Origin of the sequence: Pseudomonas sp. O230 (assembly GCF_045447035.1) — a bacterium.
Lineage (GTDB): Bacteria > Pseudomonadota > Gammaproteobacteria > Pseudomonadales > Pseudomonadaceae > Aquipseudomonas.
On record NZ_JBJGXN010000006.1, the window covers coordinates 99,482 to 117,739 of the forward strand.

Here is an 18,258-nt window from a genome sequence, read left to right on the forward strand (position 1 = left end):
AATGTTATCGATCCACCTGTTTCGCGGAGTTCCGCCCCTATGAAGCACAACGTCATCCTGGTCGTGCTCGACGGTCTCAATTACGCGGTTGCGCGCCACGCCATGGGGCACCTGCAGGCTTATGTTGGCGCAGGACGCGCGGCGCTCTACAAACTGGAGTGCGAATTGCCAGCCCTGTCCCGCCCGCTGTATGAATGCATCCTGACCGGCGTCCCGCCGATCGACAGTGGCATCGTCCACAACAACGTCTCGCGCCTGTCCAATCAGCGCAGCATCTATCACTACGCTACTGACGCCGGACTGAAGACTGCCGCTGCGGCCTATCACTGGGTCAGCGAGCTGTATAACCGTGCGCCGTTTGTGCCCGCCCGGGACCGTCACACCGACTCCCCCGATTTGCCGATCCAGCACGGACATTTCTACTGGAGCGACCATTACCCGGATTCGCATCTGTTCGCCGACGCGGAAAACCTGCGCCTGCGCCACGCACCGAATTTCCTGCTGGTGCACCCCATGAACATCGACGACGCCGGGCACAAGCACGGCCTCGACACACCGCAATACCGCAACAGCGCCCGCTCGGCGGACATCATCCTCGCCGACTACCTGCAAGGCTGGCTCGACGCCGGTTACCAGGTGCTGGTGACCGCTGACCACGGCATGAACAATGACCGCTCCCACAACGGCCTGCTGCCGGAAGAGCGCGAAGTGCCGCTGTTCGTGCTCGGTGACGCCTTCAGCTTCAACGCCAACGCTGCACCGAAACAGACAGACATCTGCGGCACCGTCTGCGAACTGCTGGGCGTAGCCCACGACAAACCAGTGTGCCGGGAGTTGCTCAAGTGAATGCCATGACTCGCGGCAAATGGCTGGCGGCCTTGTGCCTGGTGCCCTTCGCGCTGTTCTTTATCGTGTTCGAGATCGCCCCACTGGTATGGGTGATGATCAACAGCCTGCAATCGGAAGAGTTCGGCTGGGGCCTGGCCAACTTCACCAAGATCTTCAATTCGAAGTTCTATCTGCAGGCGATCCAGTACAGCCTCGAGATCAGTTTCTGGTCCAGTGTGTTCGGGATCATCATCGCCGTACTCGGCGCCTACTCCCTGCGTCGGGTCGACTCGAAGCTGCGCAACTTCGTCAACGCCTTCGCCAACATGACCAGCAACTTCTCCGGCGTCCCTTTGGCTTTCGCGTTCATCATCCTGCTGGGTTTCAACGGCAGCATTACCATCATGCTCAAGCAGGCCGGGATCATTCAGGACTTCAACCTGTACTCGAAAACCGGGCTGATCATTCTCTACACCTACTTCCAGATTCCCCTGGGCGTGCTGCTGCTCTACCCGGCCTTCGACGCCCTGCGCGAAGACTGGCGTGAGTCCGCCGAACTGCTCGGCGCCAGCGGCTGGCAATTCTGGCGACACATCGGTTTGCCGGTGCTGACGCCTGCGCTGCTCGGCACGTTTGTGATCCTGCTGGCCAACGCCCTCGGCGCCTACGCCACGGTGTACGCCCTGACCACCGGCAACTTCAACGTGCTGACGATCCGTATTGCAGCGATGGTCTCCGGCGACATTTCCCTGGACCCGAACCTGGCCAGTGCCCTGGCCGTGGTGCTGGTGGCGTTGATGACCCTGGTGACCGTCGTGCATCAGCTGCTGTTGAAGAGGAGTTACCATGTCTCGCGCTGAATTGGGCCCCGCAGGTGTGTACCACCGCGTCGTGGTGTACCTGCTGTTTGCCATTCTGTTACTTCCGCTGGTCGGCACCTTTATCTACTCGATTTCCAGCAGTTGGTCGGCAACCATTCTGCCCAGCGGTTTCAGCATCAAATGGTACGTGCAGCTGTGGAGCGATCCGCGTTTCTTGAGTGCTTTCGGCCAATCGCTGCTGGTCTGCGTCGGCTCGCTGATCCTGGCGGTGGTGTTGATTCTGCCGCTGCTGTTCGTGGTGCATTACCACTTCCCGAAACTCGATGCGCTGATGAACATTCTGATCCTGCTGCCCTTCGCGGTGCCGCCAGTGGTGTCGTCGGTGGGGTTGTTGCAGCTCTACGGGTCGGGGCCGTTCGCGATGGTCGGCACGCCTTGGATTCTGATCGGCTGCTATTTCACTGTGGCGCTGCCGTTCATGTACCGCGCGATCACCAACAACCTGCAAGCGATTAACCTGCGCGACCTGATGGACGCCGCCCAACTGCTCGGTGCCAGCACCTGGCAAGCGGCGTTCCTGGTGGTATTGCCGAACCTGCGCAAGGGTTTGATGGTGGCGCTGCTGCTGTCGTTCTCCTTCCTGTTCGGTGAGTTCGTATTCGCCAACATCCTCGTCGGCACCCGTTACGAAACCCTGCAGGTCTTCCTCAACAACATGCGCAACAGCAGCGGCCATTTCACCAGTGCGCTGGTGATTTCCTATTTCTTCTTTGTGCTGGTTCTGACCTGGGCGGCCAATATCTTGAACAAGGACAAAAGCGAATGAGCTATGTCAGCGTCCAACATCTGCAGAAAAACTACGCCGGCACCACGGTGTTCAGCGACATCAACTGCGAAATCCGGAAGGGTGAATTCGTCACCCTCCTCGGCCCGTCCGGTTGCGGAAAATCCACGCTATTGCGTTGCATCGCCGGGCTCACATCGGTGGATGGCGGCAAGATCCTGCTCGATGGACACGATCTCGTACCACTGAGCCCGCAGAAACGCGGGATCGGCATGGTGTTCCAAAGCTATGCGCTGTTCCCCAACATGACCGTGGAGCAGAACGTCGCCTTCGGTTTGCGCATGCAGAAGGTCAACAGCGACGACAGCCAGAAGCGCGTTGCCGAAGTGTTGAAACTGGTGGAGCTCAACGATTTCGCCGCCCGTTATCCGCACCAACTGTCCGGCGGCCAATGCCAGCGAGTCGCCCTCGCCCGCTCATTGGTGACTCGTCCACGTCTGTTATTGCTGGACGAACCGCTGTCGGCCCTCGATGCGCGGATTCGCAAGCACTTGCGCGAACAGATCCGCCAGATCCAGCGTGAGCTCGGCCTGACTACGATCTTCGTCACACACGATCAGGAAGAAGCGCTGACTATGTCTGACCGGATTTTCCTGATGAATCAGGGAAAAATCGTACAGAGCGGCGACGCCGAAACCCTGTACACCGCGCCCGTGGATGTTTTTGCCGCCGGCTTCATCGGCAACTACAACCTGCTGGACGCCGACAGCGCCACGAAACTGCTGCAACGACCGATCACCCATCGCCTGGCGATTCGCCCGGAAGCCATCGAACTGAGCCTGAATGGCGAGCTCGACGCACAAGTGCGCAGCCATAGCCTGCTGGGCAACGTGATTCGCTATCGGGTTGAAGCTCGCGGCGTGGAATTGGTGGTGGATGTGCTCAACCGCTCGGCGGCCGATCTGCACCCCGATGGTCAGCGCTTGGCGCTTTCCATCGATCCGTCGGCCCTGTGTGAGGTAGCCTGATGACTTTGCTGATGTTGAAGAGAGAACTGCACTGATGGCCCTGGCAATTTTTGATCTGGACGAAACCCTGATCCACGGCGACTGCGCCACCCTCTGGAGCGAACAGATGGGCCGGCTGGGCTGGGTCGACCCCGAATCGTTCATGCGTCAGAACAACGAACTGATGGACGCTTACAGCCACGGCAAGTTGCGCATGGAGGACTACATGACCTTCAGCCTGGAGCCGATGATCGGGCGCACACCCGAAGAGGTCGAGCATCTGGTAGGGCCGTGGGTGGAAGACTTCATCGAGCCGATCATCTTCAGCGACGCGACCAAAACCATCGCGGCCCATCGCAAGGCCGGTGACCGGATTCTGGTGATTTCGGCGTCGGGTACGCACTTGGTCAGGCCGATTGCTGACCGTTTGGGCATCGACGAGATTCTGGGCATCGAGCTGGAAGTGTTGCATGGGGTTTATAGCGGCCACACCGTCGGCACGCTGACTTACCGTGAAGGCAAGATCACACGTTTGCTGGAGTGGATGGATGCAGAAGAGGAAAACCTGGAGGGCGCAAGTTTCTATTCCGACTCGCGTAACGATTTGCCGCTGCTGCTGAAGGTAGATTTCCCACACGTGGTGAACCCGGATCCGGTGTTGCTCGAACACGCCGAAAAAGCCGGCTGGCCAATCCATACCTGGAAATAACGCAGAACCCTGCAGGAGCGAGCTTGCTCGCGATGGGCGTGCACGATAACGCGGCAAACCCGACACACCACGGCGTTATCAGGTTCATCGCGAGCAAGCTCGTTCCTACAAAGGTCAGGTCAGGCTTTCATCGATCACCAACACCAACTTCCCCGCCACCTTGTTCGTCGCCAACTCGGCAAACGCCGCTTCGGCATCCTTGATCGGAAAAGTCTTCGCCAACTGGGGGCTCAATCGCCCCTCGGCAAACAACGGCCAGACATGCTGGCTCAGATCACTGAACAGATCCGCCTTGAACTGATCGTCCCGGCTGCGCAAGGTCGAACCCAGCAACTGCACGCGTTTGGCCAGTACCTGTGCCAGATCCAGTTTTGCCTCACGGCCGCCCATCAGGCCGATCAGCACCCAACGCCCATCACGGGCCAGCAGCTTCAGATTCAGCGCGGCGTAGTGACCGCCGACCGGGTCGAGAATCACATCGAACGGCCCCAGGTCGCTCAAGCTGTCCAGATCGTCGGTGCGCACCACGCCACCCTGTGCGCCCAGCGCTTCGCAATAGACCAGACGCTCGGCAGAACCGACGCTGACCCAGCACGGGTTGCCAAACGCCTTGCACAGCTGAATGGCAGCTGAACCGATTCCACTTGCTCCGGCGTGCAGAAGAACTTTCTCACCCGGTTTGAGCGCAGCCAGTTGAAACAAATTCAGCCAAACGGTCGCATAGACTTCGGGTAGCGCTGCCGCTTCGGCCAGGGACAACCCTTCGGGGACCGGCAGTACATGCCGTCCGTCGACAACCACCTCTTCGGCCATCCCGCCCCCGGCCAGCAAGGCGCATACCCGATCACCGACCTGCCAGGACGAGCCCGGGCCGACCTCACTGATCACCCCGGAACACTCAAGACCCAACACCTGACTGGCCCCCGGCGGTGGCGGATAAAGGCCCGCCTTCTGTAACAAATCGGCGCGATTGAGGCCCGCTGCCGCCACACGAATGCGAACTTGTCCTACATCGCACGTGGGACCGGGCTCTTCAACCCACTCCACCTGACCGTCAACGCCTTGCAATGCTTTCACAGTGCCTCCATAGTGAGTCTGGACTGAGCCCGAAGCTGTAGCGCCGGGCTTTTTGCATTATGCGACCGGCCCTTGTGGAACCGGCGACTTCAAAGACGGCCTAATATGCGTTATCAATTGTCCCCGCGTCGAATCAGCATGAAGCATCTGTTCCCCAGCACCGCCCTCGCCCTATTTATTGGTATCGGCCTGATGCCGATGTCGAGCAATACGTTCGCAGCCAATAGCTGGGACAAGCTTCAGCCAGATCGTGACGAAGTGATCGCCAGTCTGAATGTCGTCGAGTTGCTCAAGCGTCACCATTACAGCAAGCCGCCACTCGACGACGCGCGCTCCGTAATTATCTACGACAGCTACCTCAAGCTGCTGGACCCGTCGCGCAGCTACTTCATGGCCAGCGACATTGCCGAATTCGACAAGTGGAAAACCCAGTTCGACGACTTCCTCAAAAGCGGCGACCTCAACGCCGGGTTCACCATCTACAAGCGCTACCTGGACCGCGTAAAAGCGCGTCTGGACTTTGCCCTTGCGGAGCTGAACAAAGGCGTCGACAAAATCGACTTCAACACCAAGGAAACCTTGCTGATAGATCGCAAGGACGCACCTTGGCTCAAATCCACCGCAGAACTCGATGAGCTGTGGCGCAAACGCGTCAAGGACGAAGTCCTGCGGATGAAGATTGCCGGCAAGGACTCCAAGCAGATTCAGGAAACCCTGACCAAGCGCTACAAGAACCAATTGACGCGCCTGGATCAGACCCGTCCAGAAGACATCTTCCAGGCGTACATCAACACCTTCGCCATGTCCTACGACCCGCACACCAATTACCTGTCGCCGGATAACGCGGAGAATTTCGACATCAACATGAGCCTGTCCCTCGAAGGCATTGGCGCCGTGTTGCAGAGCGACAACGATCAGGTAAAAATCGTGCGCCTGGTGCCTGCCGGCCCGGCCGACAAGACCAAGCAGGTCGCACCGGCCGACAAGATCATCGGCGTTGCCCAGGGCAACAAAGAGATGGTCGACGTAGTCGGCTGGCGCCTCGACGAAGTGGTCAAGCTGATCCGTGGTCCGAAAGGCACCGTGGTGCGTCTGGAAGTCATCCCGGCCAACAATGCGCCGAACGACCAGACCACCAAGATCGTGCCGATCACTCGTGAAGCGGTGAAGCTTGAAGATCAGGCGGTGAAAAAGTCGGTCCTCAACCTGAAACAGGATGGCAAGGACTACAAGCTCGGCGTCATCGAGATCCCGGCTTTCTACCTCGACTTCAAGGCGTTCCGTGCTGGCGATCCGGACTACAAGAGCACCACGCGCGACGTCAAGAAACTGCTGACCGAGTTGCAGAAAGACAAGGTCGACGGCGTGGTCATCGACCTGCGCAACAACGGCGGCGGTTCCCTGCAGGAAGCCACCGAGCTGACCAGTCTGTTCATCGACAAGGGGCCAACCGTACTCGTGCGTAACGCCGATGGCCGGGTCGATGTACTCGAAGATGAAAACCCTGGCGCGTTCTATAAAGGCCCGATGGCGTTGCTGGTCAACCGCTTGTCCGCCTCGGCTTCGGAAATTTTTGCCGGCGCCATGCAGGACTACCACCGCGCGTTGATCATTGGCGGCCAGACCTTTGGCAAAGGCACCGTGCAAACCATTCAGCCGCTGAACCATGGCGAACTGAAACTGACCCTGGCCAAGTTCTACCGGGTTTCCGGCCAGAGCACCCAGCATCAGGGCGTACTGCCGGACATCGATTATCCGTCGATCATCGACACCAAGGAAATCGGCGAGAGCGCCCTGCCGGAAGCCATGCCGTGGGACACCATCCGCGCGGCGATCAAGCCGGCGACCGATCCGTTCAAACCGTACATTGCTCAGCTCAAGTCCGAGCATGACGTACGGTCGGCCAAGGACGCGGAGTTCGTGTTCATCCGCGACAAACTGGACCTGGCGCAGAAACTGATGGCAGAAAAAACCGTCAGCCTCAATGAAGCCGAACGTCGTGCACAACACGCCGATATCGAAGCCAAGCAACTGGCGATGGAAAACATCCGCCGCAAGGCCAAGGGCGAAGAGCCGCTCAAAGAGCTGAAGAAAGAAGACGAAGACGCCCTCGCGGCCGATCCGGACAAAACCAAACCAGAAGACGATGCCTATCTGAGCGAGACCGGTCGGATTCTGTTGGACTACCTGAAACTCAACACCGCGGTTGCCAAGCACTAAGTTGTTACAAGCAAGATGATGGCAATTTAATGCTGACGCCCCCTGGCGTCATCAAACAGTCATCATTCTGTCGTGAAATACAGGACTGAGCGCTTCGGCTCTCAGTCCTTTTTTTTCGCCAGAGATCGCCATGACCACTACCGAACAGCTGAGTGCGTTGAGTTCAATACTGACTCAAAGCGGTTTGCACAGCCTGTTCCAGCCAATCATTTCGCTCTCCGAACGGCGCATTGTCGGTTACGAAGCCCTCAGCCGCGGCCCCTCTAACAGCCCGCTGCACTCGCCCATTGCCTTGTTCGCCGTCGCCCGCCAGGCCGGCCGCTTGAACGAACTGGAAATTGCCTGCCGCGAGAGCGCTTGCCGTCGCTTCAATGAACAGCAACTGCCGGGCAAGCTCTTTCTCAACGTGTCGCCGGAATCGCTGCTCGAAGCGGCTCACCAACCGGGTAGAACCCTGCAACTGCTGCAAGATTTTGGCATACCGCCCAGCCAGGTGGTCATCGAACTGACGGAACAGACGCCGACCGACGACTTTCAACTACTGCAAAACGCGCTGCACCACTATCGGGCGATGGGTTTTTCCATTGCACTGGACGATTTGGGCGCCGGGTATTCGAGCCTGCGCCTGTGGTCCGAGCTGCGGCCGGACTTTGTGAAGATCGATCGGCACTTCATCGACGGTATCCATCAGGATGCACTCAAACGTGAATTTGTCGGATCCATCATGCAAATCGCCAAAGCCTCGCGGGCACAAGTGATTGCAGAAGGTATCGAGCTGCCCGAGGAACTCGCGGTGTTGACCGATATGGGCGTCGACCTGGTCCAGGGTTATTTGCTCTGCCGTCCTCAAGAGCATCCGCCAAGGGATGCACGAAACCTGATGCCCAAACAGGACAGCTCTGCCGTGGCGCTGAACGACGAAGGCAGTGACCTCAGCGCTCTTTTGATTGATCAGCCAGCGGTCGCACGCGATACGCCGACGGCGACGGTTCTGGAAGCTTTCCGGCGCCAGGCCAACCTCAACTCTTTGGCAGTACTCGATGAGCAAGGCCAGCCCTGCGGCATCGTCCATCGGCATTCGCTGTCGGACGCCCTGCTCAAACCCTTTGCCACCGACCTGTTCGCCCGCAAGCCCATCAGCCGTTTGATGAACGACGACTTTCTCGCCGTCGAAATGAGCCAGTCGCTGCAACAAGTCAGCCGCCTGATCACCAGCCGCGCCCGGCAGCGCATCGAGGAAGACTTTATCATCACCCTCAACGGCGGTTATCTGGGCTTGGGTCGGGTCATCGACGTACTGAAGCTGATTACCGAACTGAAAATCCAGCAAGCCCGTTACGCCAACCCGCTGACCCTGCTACCGGGCAACGTGCCGATCCAGCAATGCCTGACGCGCCTACTGCAACAGCAAAGGGAATCGGTGATCTGCTACGTGGACATCGACAGCTTTAAGCCCTTCAACGACATCTACGGCTACGGCCGCGGGGACGAAGTCCTGCTGTGCCTGGCGCAATGTCTGAATGATCGCGTCGACCCGTCCCGCGACTTTGTCGGCCATATCGGCGGTGATGACTTTTTGCTGGTGCTTGGCCCGGAAGACTGGCGCAAACGCCTGACCCAGTTGCTCGACGATTTCCAGAGCCAGTGCCGGCGCTTCTACCGCAGCGAACATCTGGAGGCCGGCTGCTTCATTGCCCCAAACCGCCAGGGTGTGCGGCAGGAATTTCCCCTGTTATCGCTGTCGATCGGTGTGGTGCATTTGCATCCACAGGCCTGTGGACAACTCGATGCGAGCCTGTTGGCGGAGATGGCGTCGCAGGCCAAGCACCACGCGAAGAATGTATCGGGGTATAGCGTACATGTGATTGATAGTTTGGCGGTGCTGGGGCGAGAGGATGAATTGCTGGTCGGGCAGCAGTGATTGAGCGGCCGCCTTCGCGGGCAAGCCACTAATTATCTGAGGGACCACGAGACGCCAATTCTTTCAGTTTGATCTCAGCCAACGGATGTCCAGCCTTGGCAGCCATCGCCCAAAACCGAGCCGCTTCATCCGGATCCGGCGCTTTGCTCGCCGTCCCGGCCAGGCAGATCACGCCCACCTGATACGCCGCCTTGCCATCGCCCGCCAACGCCGCCAGACGCAACAACCGGACACCTTCCTCACGTGCCCCAAGGCCAACGCCGCGAAAGGTCAGGATATGGCCATAGAAGCTCTGGGCACCAACATCACCCAGATTCGCCATGCGCGCGAACTGACCCTCGAGCCATTTCCAGCCACGAGGCTGGCGCACAAACCATGACCAGTGAAACAGCCTACGGGCCAACCAGTAAGAGGCCCGTGCCTTGAGTCGTAAAAACACTCAGGCTTCCGCCGATTCGGGGTATTCGTATTCGAAGACTCGCACCACTTCCGAGGCATGCCACGAGGCGGCGGCGACGCCATCGGACGGACCGGAGAAACGCCCCAGGCGCTCGACACATTCAAAGAAACCGGTACGCGGCAGGCGACTTGCGCCCTGGCTGATCACCAGCGAGCTGCGCAGTGGCTGCTCGGCCTTGGCGTCCAGTGCGGCCAAGTGTTCAAGGGCCGCGGTCAGGGTTTGCATGGCCGGCGTCGGCAATTGCAGACGCTCCAGCAACGCGCGGTAGGTCAGCAGATGACGCTGGCGGCGCGCCTGATCCAGCTCGCCCAGCAACCCGTCCCAATGTTGACGACTGATGCGTACGCTCACGATTCATCCCTCCACCCTGGCACCGTCAATTCCCAGGCCAGGCTGCGGCGAATCGCTGCGTCGGGTTGACGCTCGCCACTTTCGATCAAGGCCAGATAAGACGGGCTGATGCCTACCGTGCGGGCCAGCGCCTCGATGGCGATGCCCTTCCCTTCGCGCAAACTGCGTAGTTGATCCAGACCCGGAAGAATCTGGTCTGGTGTTGCCGCGTGACGCTCCGGGGCGACCCGCGACGGTTGCTGATCGATACCTGCTGCTTTGAGTAGAGCCTGATACTGAGCCCACGGAACAACCGCATACTCGGGCTCGCCTTCGCGTGTGATTATCTGAATATCCATGACTTCCCCGTAGGACAACGACACTTAGCGAGTCGGCGCTTTTCCTTAGAAGTGTAATCCTAACAGCGGCCAAGGTCGCGAGGGTATGAATATAGGGATGATCCTGAATCGACTCAGGTTTTTTTCGGGCCCTGCAACTGAAGTTGCTCTGGGGTATCGGGCAGTCGCTCGACCACCGCGAGTTTCTCCGGCAACTGCCGATTGCGCCAGGCGCGGAAAGCGTTAAGTTCGTCATCCAGAACCTTCATCAGCCAGGCGAGAACCGCGATGTCATCGAGCATGCCGAACACCGGAATGAAATCCGGAATCGCATCCACCGGGCTCAGAAAGTACATCAGGCCTGCCACCACCGAGATCAGCGCTTTAGGGCTGATGGTCCGGTATTCGCCACGCCAGTAGGCCAGGCATAGCGCCTGCAACAGACGCAGGTCCTCTTTGAGCTTGCCCAAACGGTTGCCCTGGCTGGCGCCTTTGCTGGCCACCGCGAACAACAGCGTTGGCAATCGTCCACGGGCAAGCAGACGTCCGGCCAATGGCAAGAAACGAGCGAAATTCCAGGGTGCTTTCATCATTCCTCCCACTGAAATGTTATCCACACAAATTGTGGATAACCTTGTGAACAGAGCTGCATTTCACCGCTGAAAGCCCCGTCTCATAAGGGCTCAACTCAGATCGGGCGTTTTTTACTCACATAAAAAAAACCCAAGATTTCATTGACTTGGCGCTCCGGCGCGGCTAGCGCAGGCCCCCTCAATGGCTATGACTTCAACCTGCAACATCCGTTCGCTTTGTTTACCCTCGCCGGACTCCAGATGCAACAACGCCCCGCATAAGCGAGGCGTTGTTGTCAGGACGGACGCTAATTACTTGGCAGCGTCGTCTTGTTTTGCCGGATCCTTGATCGCCAGCAGCTCCAGGTCGAATACCAGCACCGAGTTGGCTGGAATCGCCGGGCTTGGGCTTTGGGCGCCGTAAGCCAGTTCGCTAGGGATGTACAGTTTGTACTTCTCGCCAACGTGCATCAGTTGCAGACCTTCGACCCAACCCGGAATCACGCCGCTGACCGGCAGATCGATCGGGCTGCCACGCTCGACAGAGCTGTCGAACACGGTGCCGTTGGTCAGGGTGCCGGTGTAGTGAACAGTCACCACGTCAGTCGGCTTAGGCTGTGCGCCATCAGCTTTCTTGACCACTTCATATTGCAGGCCCGAAGCAGTGGTGGTGACACCGGCTTTCTTGGCGTTGTCTTCGAGGAATTTCTTGCCGGCGGCTGCCGACTCTTCACTCATTTTGGCCATACGCTCTTCAGCACGCTTCTGCAGTGCTGCGAAGGCCTCGACCAACTCGTCATCCTTCAGCTTCTGTTCTTTCTTGCCGACGGCATCTTCGATGCCCTGGGCAACGGCTTTGGAGTCCAGATCATCCATGCCTTCCTGAGCCAGGCTCTTGCCCATGTTCAGGCCAATCCCGTAGGAAGCTTTTTGCGCCGGGGTTTTCAGCTCTACGCTGGTCTGCGAGTCACAACCCGCAAGTACCAGGCTAACCAGGGCCACCGCCGCCGCCAACCGATGCTGTTTCATGCTATTTCCTTGTTCATGCGCCTAAAGGGCAATCGAGTAAAGCCGCGAGCTTATCAGGCGGCCACGACCAATGGCTACCGGCATGAGAGCAGGAAACTTCTGATAAGTTCAGGTGTTTTAACGCATTTCCGGAATCGGATGATGAAGCTTCTGTCATCTTCGTCGCACAGCGACAACAGACTCGCCCCACAACAACTGACGTAATGGCCACTTGCCCGCCGATTGCAGCTGAGGCATAAGAGAGCGACAAATCGACAAGGATGTTTAACTTGCGCCTCTTTTATCGCTTGCTGGTTCTGATCTTTGCGCTGCTGGGCCTGGGCCTGGCCGTGATTCTGTATTACGTCGCCAACCCGAAACTGCCGAGCTGGCCGCCTGTACAACAGGTGCATTACCTGGAGCAATGGAGCGCGGCCGACCGCCAGACCTACTACTTCACACCCCAGGGCACTCAGGTCAAAGGCTTGCGCTACGACTGGTTCAACGCGCTCGAACTGCCCTTTTCGCAACAACGGTTTGCTGCACCGGACTACCTCGCGCGCTTCGGTTTTCTGATCGACCCCAGTCAAAAAGCCACGCCGAACAACCCCGGTAACCTGCCCGTGGGTTTCGCCCGCCATCAAAACCCCGGCAGCCAGGAGCAGTTTCTGGACATCACCTGCGCCGCGTGCCACACCGGCGAATTGCGCTTGAACGGTCAAGCGATCCGCATCGATGGTGGTTCGGCGCAGCATGTTCTGCCATCCAGCGTTCCTACACTGCGCGGCGGCAGTTTCGGACAAGCGTTGGTCGCCAGTCTGACCTCGACTTACTACAACCCGTGGAAATTCGAACGATTCGCCCGCAACGTGCTGGGCCAGAATTACGACGCAGAGCATCAACAACTGCGCAAAGACTTCAAAACATCTCTCGATACGTTCCTGAAAGTAGCCTGGAACGACACTCACCGAGGGCTCTACCCGACCGAGGAAGGCCCTGGCCGCACCGACGCGTTCGGGCGCATTGCCAACGCCAGTTTCGGCGACGCAATTTCACCCGCCAACTATCGAGTGGCCAACGCGCCGGTCGACTATCCACAACTGTGGGACATGTGGACCTTCGATTGGGTGCAGTGGAACGGTTCGGCACAGCAGCCAATGGCTCGCAATATCGGTGAGGCCCTGGGGGTAGGCGCTACGCTGAATTTCTTCGACAGCAACGGGCAGCCACTCACGGGCGACAACCGTTATCCGTCCAGCGTGCGGGTGCGTGATTTGCACCAGATCGAAGAAACCCTGCAACGACTCAAACCGCCGGCCTGGCCGGAGGAGTTGCTGGGCGCGGTCGACAAGCCCTTGGCCGCCAAAGGTCGCGCACTGTTCACAGAGAACTGCGCAGGCTGCCACGTTCCGCGGACTACCCAGGAAGGCGAGCGATGGGTGCAGCAGTTACACATGCTGCCCGTTGACGTCATCGGCACTGATCCGACGGCGGCGGACAACATCGCCAACCACCGTTTCGACCTGACCGCACTGCAATGGGACCCGAGGGAGTTGGCACAGTTGGACGTGAAGCTGCACCCGACACCTGAAGAGCCGCTGGACCTGAGTCAGCTTTCGGTGGCCAAGGGACTGGCCTACGTCACGGCATTCGTCGAGGACCGGGCTTACCGGGAGTCCAAGGTCACAGCAGCGGAGAAGCCCCGGCTCGACGGCTTCGGCCTGCCGATCGGCGTTCGTGAAAAAGCGGCCTACAAGGCTCGACCACTATCAGGCGTATGGGCGACCGCACCGTTTCTGCACAACGGCTCGGTGCCGAGTATCTATCAATTGCTCTCGCCCCAGGACGAACGCGCAGCCACCTTCTACAAAGGCACGTTCGAGTACGACCCGAAACACTTGGGCTATCGCACCGAAGCCTTCACCAACGGCTTCCTGTTCGATACGCGCATTACCGGCAACCACAACAGCGGCCATGAGTTCCGCGCTGGCAAGCGCAGCAACGGGGTAATTGGCCGTCTGTTGCAACCCGAGGAACGCTGGGCGCTGCTGGAATACCTTAAAGTGCTGGGCGGCCCGCTGGAGGCGCAATTGCCATGATCATGACCACCTTCAAGAAGGACTTGCCGATGTTTGCCCGGATCTGGCTGTGGCTGGGTCGCCTGCTCGGCAAAACTCTGCTGGTTCTGCTGGGCATCGGCTTGCTTGGCTGGGCGCTGGCCACCGCCTGGTTTGCCTGGCAGCACCGTGGGCCGGTCTCGGCACTGGAGCAGATTCCGGATGGCGAAGCCGCCATGACCCAGGACGTGATCCAGACCGCCGTACGGATTGTCGATCAACACCGTGAAAGCACTCGCTATTTGCGTGACGCGCATGCCAAGGCCCATGGCTGCGTGAAGGCCGAGGTGCAGGTGTTGCCGGATCTGGCGGCAGAGTTGCGTCAAGGTGTGTTCAGTGAGCCGGGCAAGACCTGGCAAGCGACGATGCGCCTGTCCAACGGCAATGCTTACCCGCAATTCGACAGCATCCGCGATGCACGGGGCATGGCGATCAAACTGCTCGATGTGCCAGGCAAACAACTGCTCAGCGATCAACAGCGTCGCGGCGAGCAGGACTTCGTGATGTTCAGCCATCCAAACTTCTTTGTCAGCGATGTCTCCGAATACCGTCAGAATGTCGCTGCCCAGGCGGACGGCAAGAAGGTGATGGCGTTCTTTCCGGGCTGGGACCCGCGTACTTGGCAGGTTCGTCATCTGTTTATTGCCTTGGCGACGCTTTCTCCACCACCACCGAGCCCGACCCAGACGACGTACTTTTCGGTTTCGCCCTACAAGTTCGGTGAGACCAATGCCAAGTTTCGGGTCATGCCCGACCCGGTGAACTGCCCGACCTACGCCCTGCCCGCGCAAAACCAGAAGTTGCCGAACTTTCTGCGCAATGCGCTGAACCAGCAACTGTCGACCGATCGGGTGCCCGCCTGTTTTGTCCTGCAAATCCAGCAGCAAGATGCAGGCAAGTACATGCCGATCGAAGACACCAGCGTTGAATGGAAGGAAAGCGACGCGCCTTTCCAGACGGTGGCGCGGATCAATGTGCCAGCTCAGGACTTCGACACGCCAGCGTTGAACCTGCAATGCGACAACCAGTCGTTCAATCCCTGGTTCGGTGTTGAGGCCCATCGCCCGATTGGCGGCATCAACCGCTTGCGCAAAGCTGTTTACGAGGCAGTCAGCGATTACCGACACAGCCGAAACGCCGAACAGTAAGCAGGCACAAACGAAAAAAGCGACCGGAAGGTCGCTTTTTCAGTGGAAGCCAGTAAAAAAGCCAAACCCCAGACAGCAAAAAGCCCGCTTAAAGCGGGCTTTTCCGTGGTGACCTGGCGTTCAGCATTCCAGGCTACCGAATATGGCGCAGCGGACGGGACTCGAACCCGCGACCCCCGGCGTGACAGGCCGATATTCTAACCGACTGAACTACCGCTGCGCGTAGCGTTGAAAGTAAATGGTGGGTGATGACGGGATCGAACCGCCGACATTCTGCTTGTAAGGCAGACGCTCTCCCAGCTGAGCTAATCACCCTTTACCTTCGTTGCGGGGCGCATTGTGCCACAGATTTTCATAACATGTTGATTTAATTGAAAAATAATCCAAATAAATCTGAAAACCAGTGAAACGATGCATCCAGCAGGAACTTGAGGCAGAAAAAAACCCGCGTTAGCGGGCTTTTCCATGGTGACCTGGCGTTCAGCGTTCCAGGTTACCGAATATGGCGCAGCGGACGGGACTCGAACCCGCGACCCCCGGCGTGACAGGCCGGTATTCTAACCGACTGAACTACCGCTGCGCGTAACACTTGAAGCGAATGGTGGGTGATGACGGGATCGAACCGCCGACATTCTGCTTGTAAGGCAGACGCTCTCCCAGCTGAGCTAATCACCCTTCACTTTCGGTGTGGCGCGCATTCTACGGAGCGACCTCACCTCTGGCAAGCACTTTTTTAAATAATTTTTTCAGGCCTTCCAAAGGCTTAGAGAAGGGTTGGCCTATGGCGCCACGAAGAGAATAATGCCCCACTTTGTATAAAGGAGAGACTCGCCCCATGTGGTTCAAAAACCTGCTTATCTATCGCCTGACCCAAGATCTGCCTTTTGATGCCGAGGCGTTGGAAACTGCACTGGCCACCAAACTGGCGCGTTCATGTGCAAGCCAGGAGTTGACCACCTACGGTTTCGTCGCGCCTTTCGGCAAGGGCGAAGATGCGCCCCTGGTGCACGTCAGCGGCGACTTCCTGCTGATCTCCGCGCGTAAAGAAGAACGCATCCTGCCGGGCAGCGTCGTGCGTGACGCCGTGAAGGAAAAGGTCGAAGAGATAGAAGCCGAACAAATGCGCAAGGTCTACAAAAAGGAACGCGACCAGATCAAGGATGAAATCATCCAGGCCTTCCTGCCGCGCGCCTTTATCCGTCGCTCATCGACCTTTGCAGCCATTGCACCGAAGCAAGGGCTGATTCTGGTCAACTCGGCAAGCCCGAAACGAGCCGAAGACCTGCTGTCGACCCTGCGTGAGGTGATCGGCACCCTCCCGGTGCGTCCGCTGACCGTGAAGATGTCCCCGACCGCCACCATGACGGAATGGGTCACCACTCAGAAAGCCGCGGATGACTTCTTTGTGCTGGACGAGTGCGAACTGCGCGACACCCACGAAGACGGCGGCATCGTACGTTGCAAGCGTCAGGACCTGACCAGCGAAGAAATCCAGTTGCACCTGAGCACCGGCAAAGTGGTCACTCAGCTGTCGCTGGCCTGGCAGGACAAGCTGTCTTTCGTCCTCGATGACAAGATGGTGGTCAAACGCCTGAAGTTCGAAGACCTGCTGCAGGATCAGGCGGAGCAGGACGGCGGCGAAGAAGCCCTCGGCCAGCTGGATGCCAGTTTCACTCTGATGATGCTGACCTTCGGCGATTTCCTCCCTGCGCTGGTTGAAGCGTTGGGCGGTGAAGAGACTCCGCAGGGGATCTAAAACCTTGTGATCGCTACTGCACTGTAGGTGCGGACTTGCTAGGGGTGGCGTTCCGACGATGGTGTGTCAGTCGACACCCATTTGTCTGACACTCCATCGCTGGCAAGCCAGCTCCTACAGGATTTTTGCAGTTCTTATAAAAAGGATCAGGCCATGCGTGCACTGGCTGCATTGAGTCGTTTTGTCGGCAATACCTTCGCTTACTGGGTTCTGATTTTCGCCGTCGTGGCCTTCCTGCAACCGGCGTGGTTCCTCGGCCTGAAAGGTGCCATCGTTCCGCTGCTGGGGCTGGTGATGTTCGGCATGGGCCTGACCCTCAAGCTCGAAGACTTCGCCGAAGTCGCTCGCCATCCGTGGCGCGTGGCGCTGGGCGTAGTTGCGCATTTTGTGATCATGCCCGGTGTGGCGTGGTTGCTCTGCCAGGTGTTCCATCTACCGCCGGAAATCGCCGTCGGTGTCATCCTGGTCGGTTGCTGCCCAAGCGGCACCTCATCAAACGTCATGACCTGGCTGGCCCGTGGCGACCTGGCGCTGTCGGTAGCCATCGCCGCCGTCACCACCCTCCTCGCTCCACTGCTGACGCCAGCGCTGATCTGGCTGCTCGCCTCGGCCTGGCTGCCGGTGTCCTTCATGGAGTTGTTCTGGTCGATCCTGCAAGTAGTGCTGCTGCCGATCGTGCTCGGCGTGGTCGCTCAGCGCCTGCTCGGTGACCGGGTTCGCCACGCGGTGGACGTGTTGCCGCTGGTTTCTGTTATCAGCATCGTGATCATCGTCACGGCTGTCGTGGCTGCCAGCCAGGCGAAGATCTCCGAGTCCGGCCTGTTGATCATGGCGGTGGTGATGCTGCACAACAGCTTCGGCTATCTGCTGGGGTACTTCACCGGACGGCTGTTCAAGTTGCCACTGGCCCAGCGTAAATCCCTGGCGCTGGAGGTCGGCATGCAAAACTCCGGTTTGGGCGCAGCGCTCGCCAGTGCGCACTTCTCGCCGCTGGCCGCGGTGCCGAGCGCGTTGTTCAGTGTGTGGCACAACATTTCCGGGGCGCTGCTCTCGACGTATTTCCGCCGGATGAGCGAGAAAGAAGATCGGGAAACCGCGGCCCGGCAAGTGACTGAATAAGCGGCAAACTTGATCCCCGGGTTAATGATTGGCACCATACTTC

At 58.8% G+C, this 18,258-nt stretch carries 17 protein-coding genes and 4 tRNA genes; 11 read left to right on the forward strand and 10 right to left on the reverse strand.

Features of this window, described 5'->3' with window-relative positions; genetic code table 11:
- Window positions 1–39: 39 nt before the first annotated feature.
- The 5 genes from ACI77H_RS14045 to ACI77H_RS14065 are packed head-to-tail and all read left to right on the forward strand — an operon-like array spanning window position 40 to window position 4,149.
- Window positions 40–846, forward strand: a complete 807-nt coding sequence (locus tag ACI77H_RS14045) for an alkaline phosphatase family protein (RefSeq protein WP_407012418.1) — start codon at window positions 40–42, stop codon at window positions 844–846.
- 5 nt (window positions 847–851) lie between these two features.
- Window positions 852–1,688 carry an ABC transporter permease gene (locus ACI77H_RS14050; RefSeq protein WP_407012710.1) on the forward strand — a complete coding sequence of 279 codons (837 nt, stop codon included), beginning with the start codon at window positions 852–854 and terminating at the stop codon, window positions 1,686–1,688.
- Window positions 1,675–2,475, forward strand: coding sequence for an ABC transporter permease (locus ACI77H_RS14055; RefSeq protein ID WP_407012419.1), 801 nt, complete (start codon window positions 1,675–1,677; stop codon window positions 2,473–2,475). Before ACI77H_RS14050 ends, ACI77H_RS14055 begins: the two co-directional genes overlap by 14 nt.
- Complete coding sequence (locus tag ACI77H_RS14060) at window positions 2,472–3,461, forward strand: ABC transporter ATP-binding protein (RefSeq protein WP_407012420.1); 990 nt, start codon at window positions 2,472–2,474, stop codon at window positions 3,459–3,461. Before ACI77H_RS14055 ends, ACI77H_RS14060 begins: the two co-directional genes overlap by 4 nt.
- 34 nt (window positions 3,462–3,495) lie before the next feature.
- A complete protein-coding gene (locus tag ACI77H_RS14065; protein ID WP_407012421.1) occupies window positions 3,496–4,149 on the forward strand; it encodes an HAD family hydrolase in 654 nt (217 codons plus the stop codon).
- A gap of 114 nt (window positions 4,150–4,263) precedes the next feature.
- Here ACI77H_RS14065 and ACI77H_RS14070 read toward each other — a convergent pair whose 3' ends face one another.
- A complete protein-coding gene (locus tag ACI77H_RS14070; RefSeq protein ID WP_407012422.1) occupies window positions 4,264–5,226 on the reverse strand; it encodes a zinc-binding dehydrogenase in 963 nt (320 codons plus the stop codon).
- Between the two features lie 138 nt (window positions 5,227–5,364).
- On the opposite strand from ACI77H_RS14070, the gene ACI77H_RS14075 reads away from it, so the two are divergent.
- Both ACI77H_RS14075 and ACI77H_RS14080 read left to right on the forward strand, forming a co-directional pair.
- Window positions 5,365–7,446 carry a carboxy terminal-processing peptidase gene (locus ACI77H_RS14075; protein WP_407012711.1) on the forward strand — a complete coding sequence of 694 codons (2,082 nt, stop codon included), beginning with the start codon at window positions 5,365–5,367 and terminating at the stop codon, window positions 7,444–7,446.
- 130 nt (window positions 7,447–7,576) lie between these two features.
- Window positions 7,577–9,367: a bifunctional diguanylate cyclase/phosphodiesterase gene (locus tag ACI77H_RS14080; RefSeq protein WP_407012423.1), complete on the forward strand. Its 1,791-nt coding sequence runs from the start codon at window positions 7,577–7,579 to the stop codon at window positions 9,365–9,367.
- A 28-nt stretch (window positions 9,368–9,395) separates the two neighbouring features.
- On the opposite strand, the gene ACI77H_RS14085 is transcribed toward ACI77H_RS14080, so the two are convergent.
- From ACI77H_RS14085 to ACI77H_RS14105, 5 genes are all read right to left on the reverse strand, one after another.
- On the reverse strand, window positions 9,396–9,806 hold the full coding sequence (locus ACI77H_RS14085; RefSeq protein ID WP_407012424.1) for a sel1 repeat family protein: 411 nt from the start codon (window positions 9,804–9,806) through the stop codon (window positions 9,396–9,398).
- Window positions 9,807–10,178 (reverse strand): hypothetical protein, encoded by a 372-nt coding sequence (locus ACI77H_RS14090; RefSeq protein WP_003223109.1) that lies wholly within the window; start codon window positions 10,176–10,178, stop codon window positions 9,807–9,809.
- Entirely contained in the window at window positions 10,175–10,516 is a 342-nt protein-coding gene (locus ACI77H_RS14095) for a helix-turn-helix domain-containing protein (RefSeq protein ID WP_150631666.1), read from the reverse strand. Before ACI77H_RS14095 ends, ACI77H_RS14090 begins: the two co-directional genes overlap by 4 nt.
- A gap of 113 nt (window positions 10,517–10,629) precedes the next feature.
- The gene (locus ACI77H_RS14100) at window positions 10,630–11,085 is read right to left on the reverse strand and encodes a YkvA family protein (protein WP_407012425.1); all 456 of its coding nucleotides are present in this window, start codon (window positions 11,083–11,085) and stop codon (window positions 10,630–10,632) included.
- A gap of 294 nt (window positions 11,086–11,379) precedes the next feature.
- Window positions 11,380–12,096, reverse strand: a complete 717-nt coding sequence (locus tag ACI77H_RS14105) for an FKBP-type peptidyl-prolyl cis-trans isomerase (protein WP_059401927.1) — start codon at window positions 12,094–12,096, stop codon at window positions 11,380–11,382.
- A 269-nt stretch (window positions 12,097–12,365) separates the two neighbouring features.
- On the opposite strand from ACI77H_RS14105, the gene ACI77H_RS14110 reads away from it, so the two are divergent.
- A complete protein-coding gene (locus tag ACI77H_RS14110) occupies window positions 12,366–14,174 on the forward strand; it encodes a di-heme-cytochrome C peroxidase (protein WP_407012426.1) in 1,809 nt (602 codons plus the stop codon).
- Complete coding sequence (locus ACI77H_RS14115; protein WP_407012427.1) at window positions 14,171–15,340, forward strand: catalase family protein; 1,170 nt, start codon at window positions 14,171–14,173, stop codon at window positions 15,338–15,340. Before ACI77H_RS14110 ends, ACI77H_RS14115 begins: the two co-directional genes overlap by 4 nt.
- Before the next feature lie 143 nt (window positions 15,341–15,483).
- Here ACI77H_RS14115 and ACI77H_RS14120 read toward each other — a convergent pair.
- From ACI77H_RS14120 to ACI77H_RS14135, 4 genes are all read right to left on the reverse strand, one after another.
- Window positions 15,484–15,560, reverse strand: a tRNA-Asp gene (locus ACI77H_RS14120).
- Window positions 15,561–15,579: 19 nt separating this feature from the next.
- Window positions 15,580–15,655 (reverse strand) — tRNA-Val (locus tag ACI77H_RS14125).
- Between the two features lie 188 nt (window positions 15,656–15,843).
- Window positions 15,844–15,920: transfer RNA gene (locus ACI77H_RS14130), tRNA-Asp, on the reverse strand.
- 19 nt (window positions 15,921–15,939) lie between these two features.
- A tRNA-Val gene (locus ACI77H_RS14135) sits at window positions 15,940–16,015 on the reverse strand.
- Between the two features lie 160 nt (window positions 16,016–16,175).
- On the opposite strand from ACI77H_RS14135, the gene rdgC reads away from it, so the two are divergent.
- Together rdgC and ACI77H_RS14145 are read left to right on the forward strand one after the other, a co-directional pair.
- Window positions 16,176–17,096, forward strand: a complete 921-nt coding sequence (gene rdgC, locus ACI77H_RS14140; protein WP_008035659.1) for a recombination-associated protein RdgC — start codon at window positions 16,176–16,178, stop codon at window positions 17,094–17,096.
- A gap of 153 nt (window positions 17,097–17,249) precedes the next feature.
- Window positions 17,250–18,215: a bile acid:sodium symporter family protein gene (locus tag ACI77H_RS14145; RefSeq protein WP_407012428.1), complete on the forward strand. Its 966-nt coding sequence runs from the start codon at window positions 17,250–17,252 to the stop codon at window positions 18,213–18,215.
- Window positions 18,216–18,258: the final 43 nt, after the last annotated feature.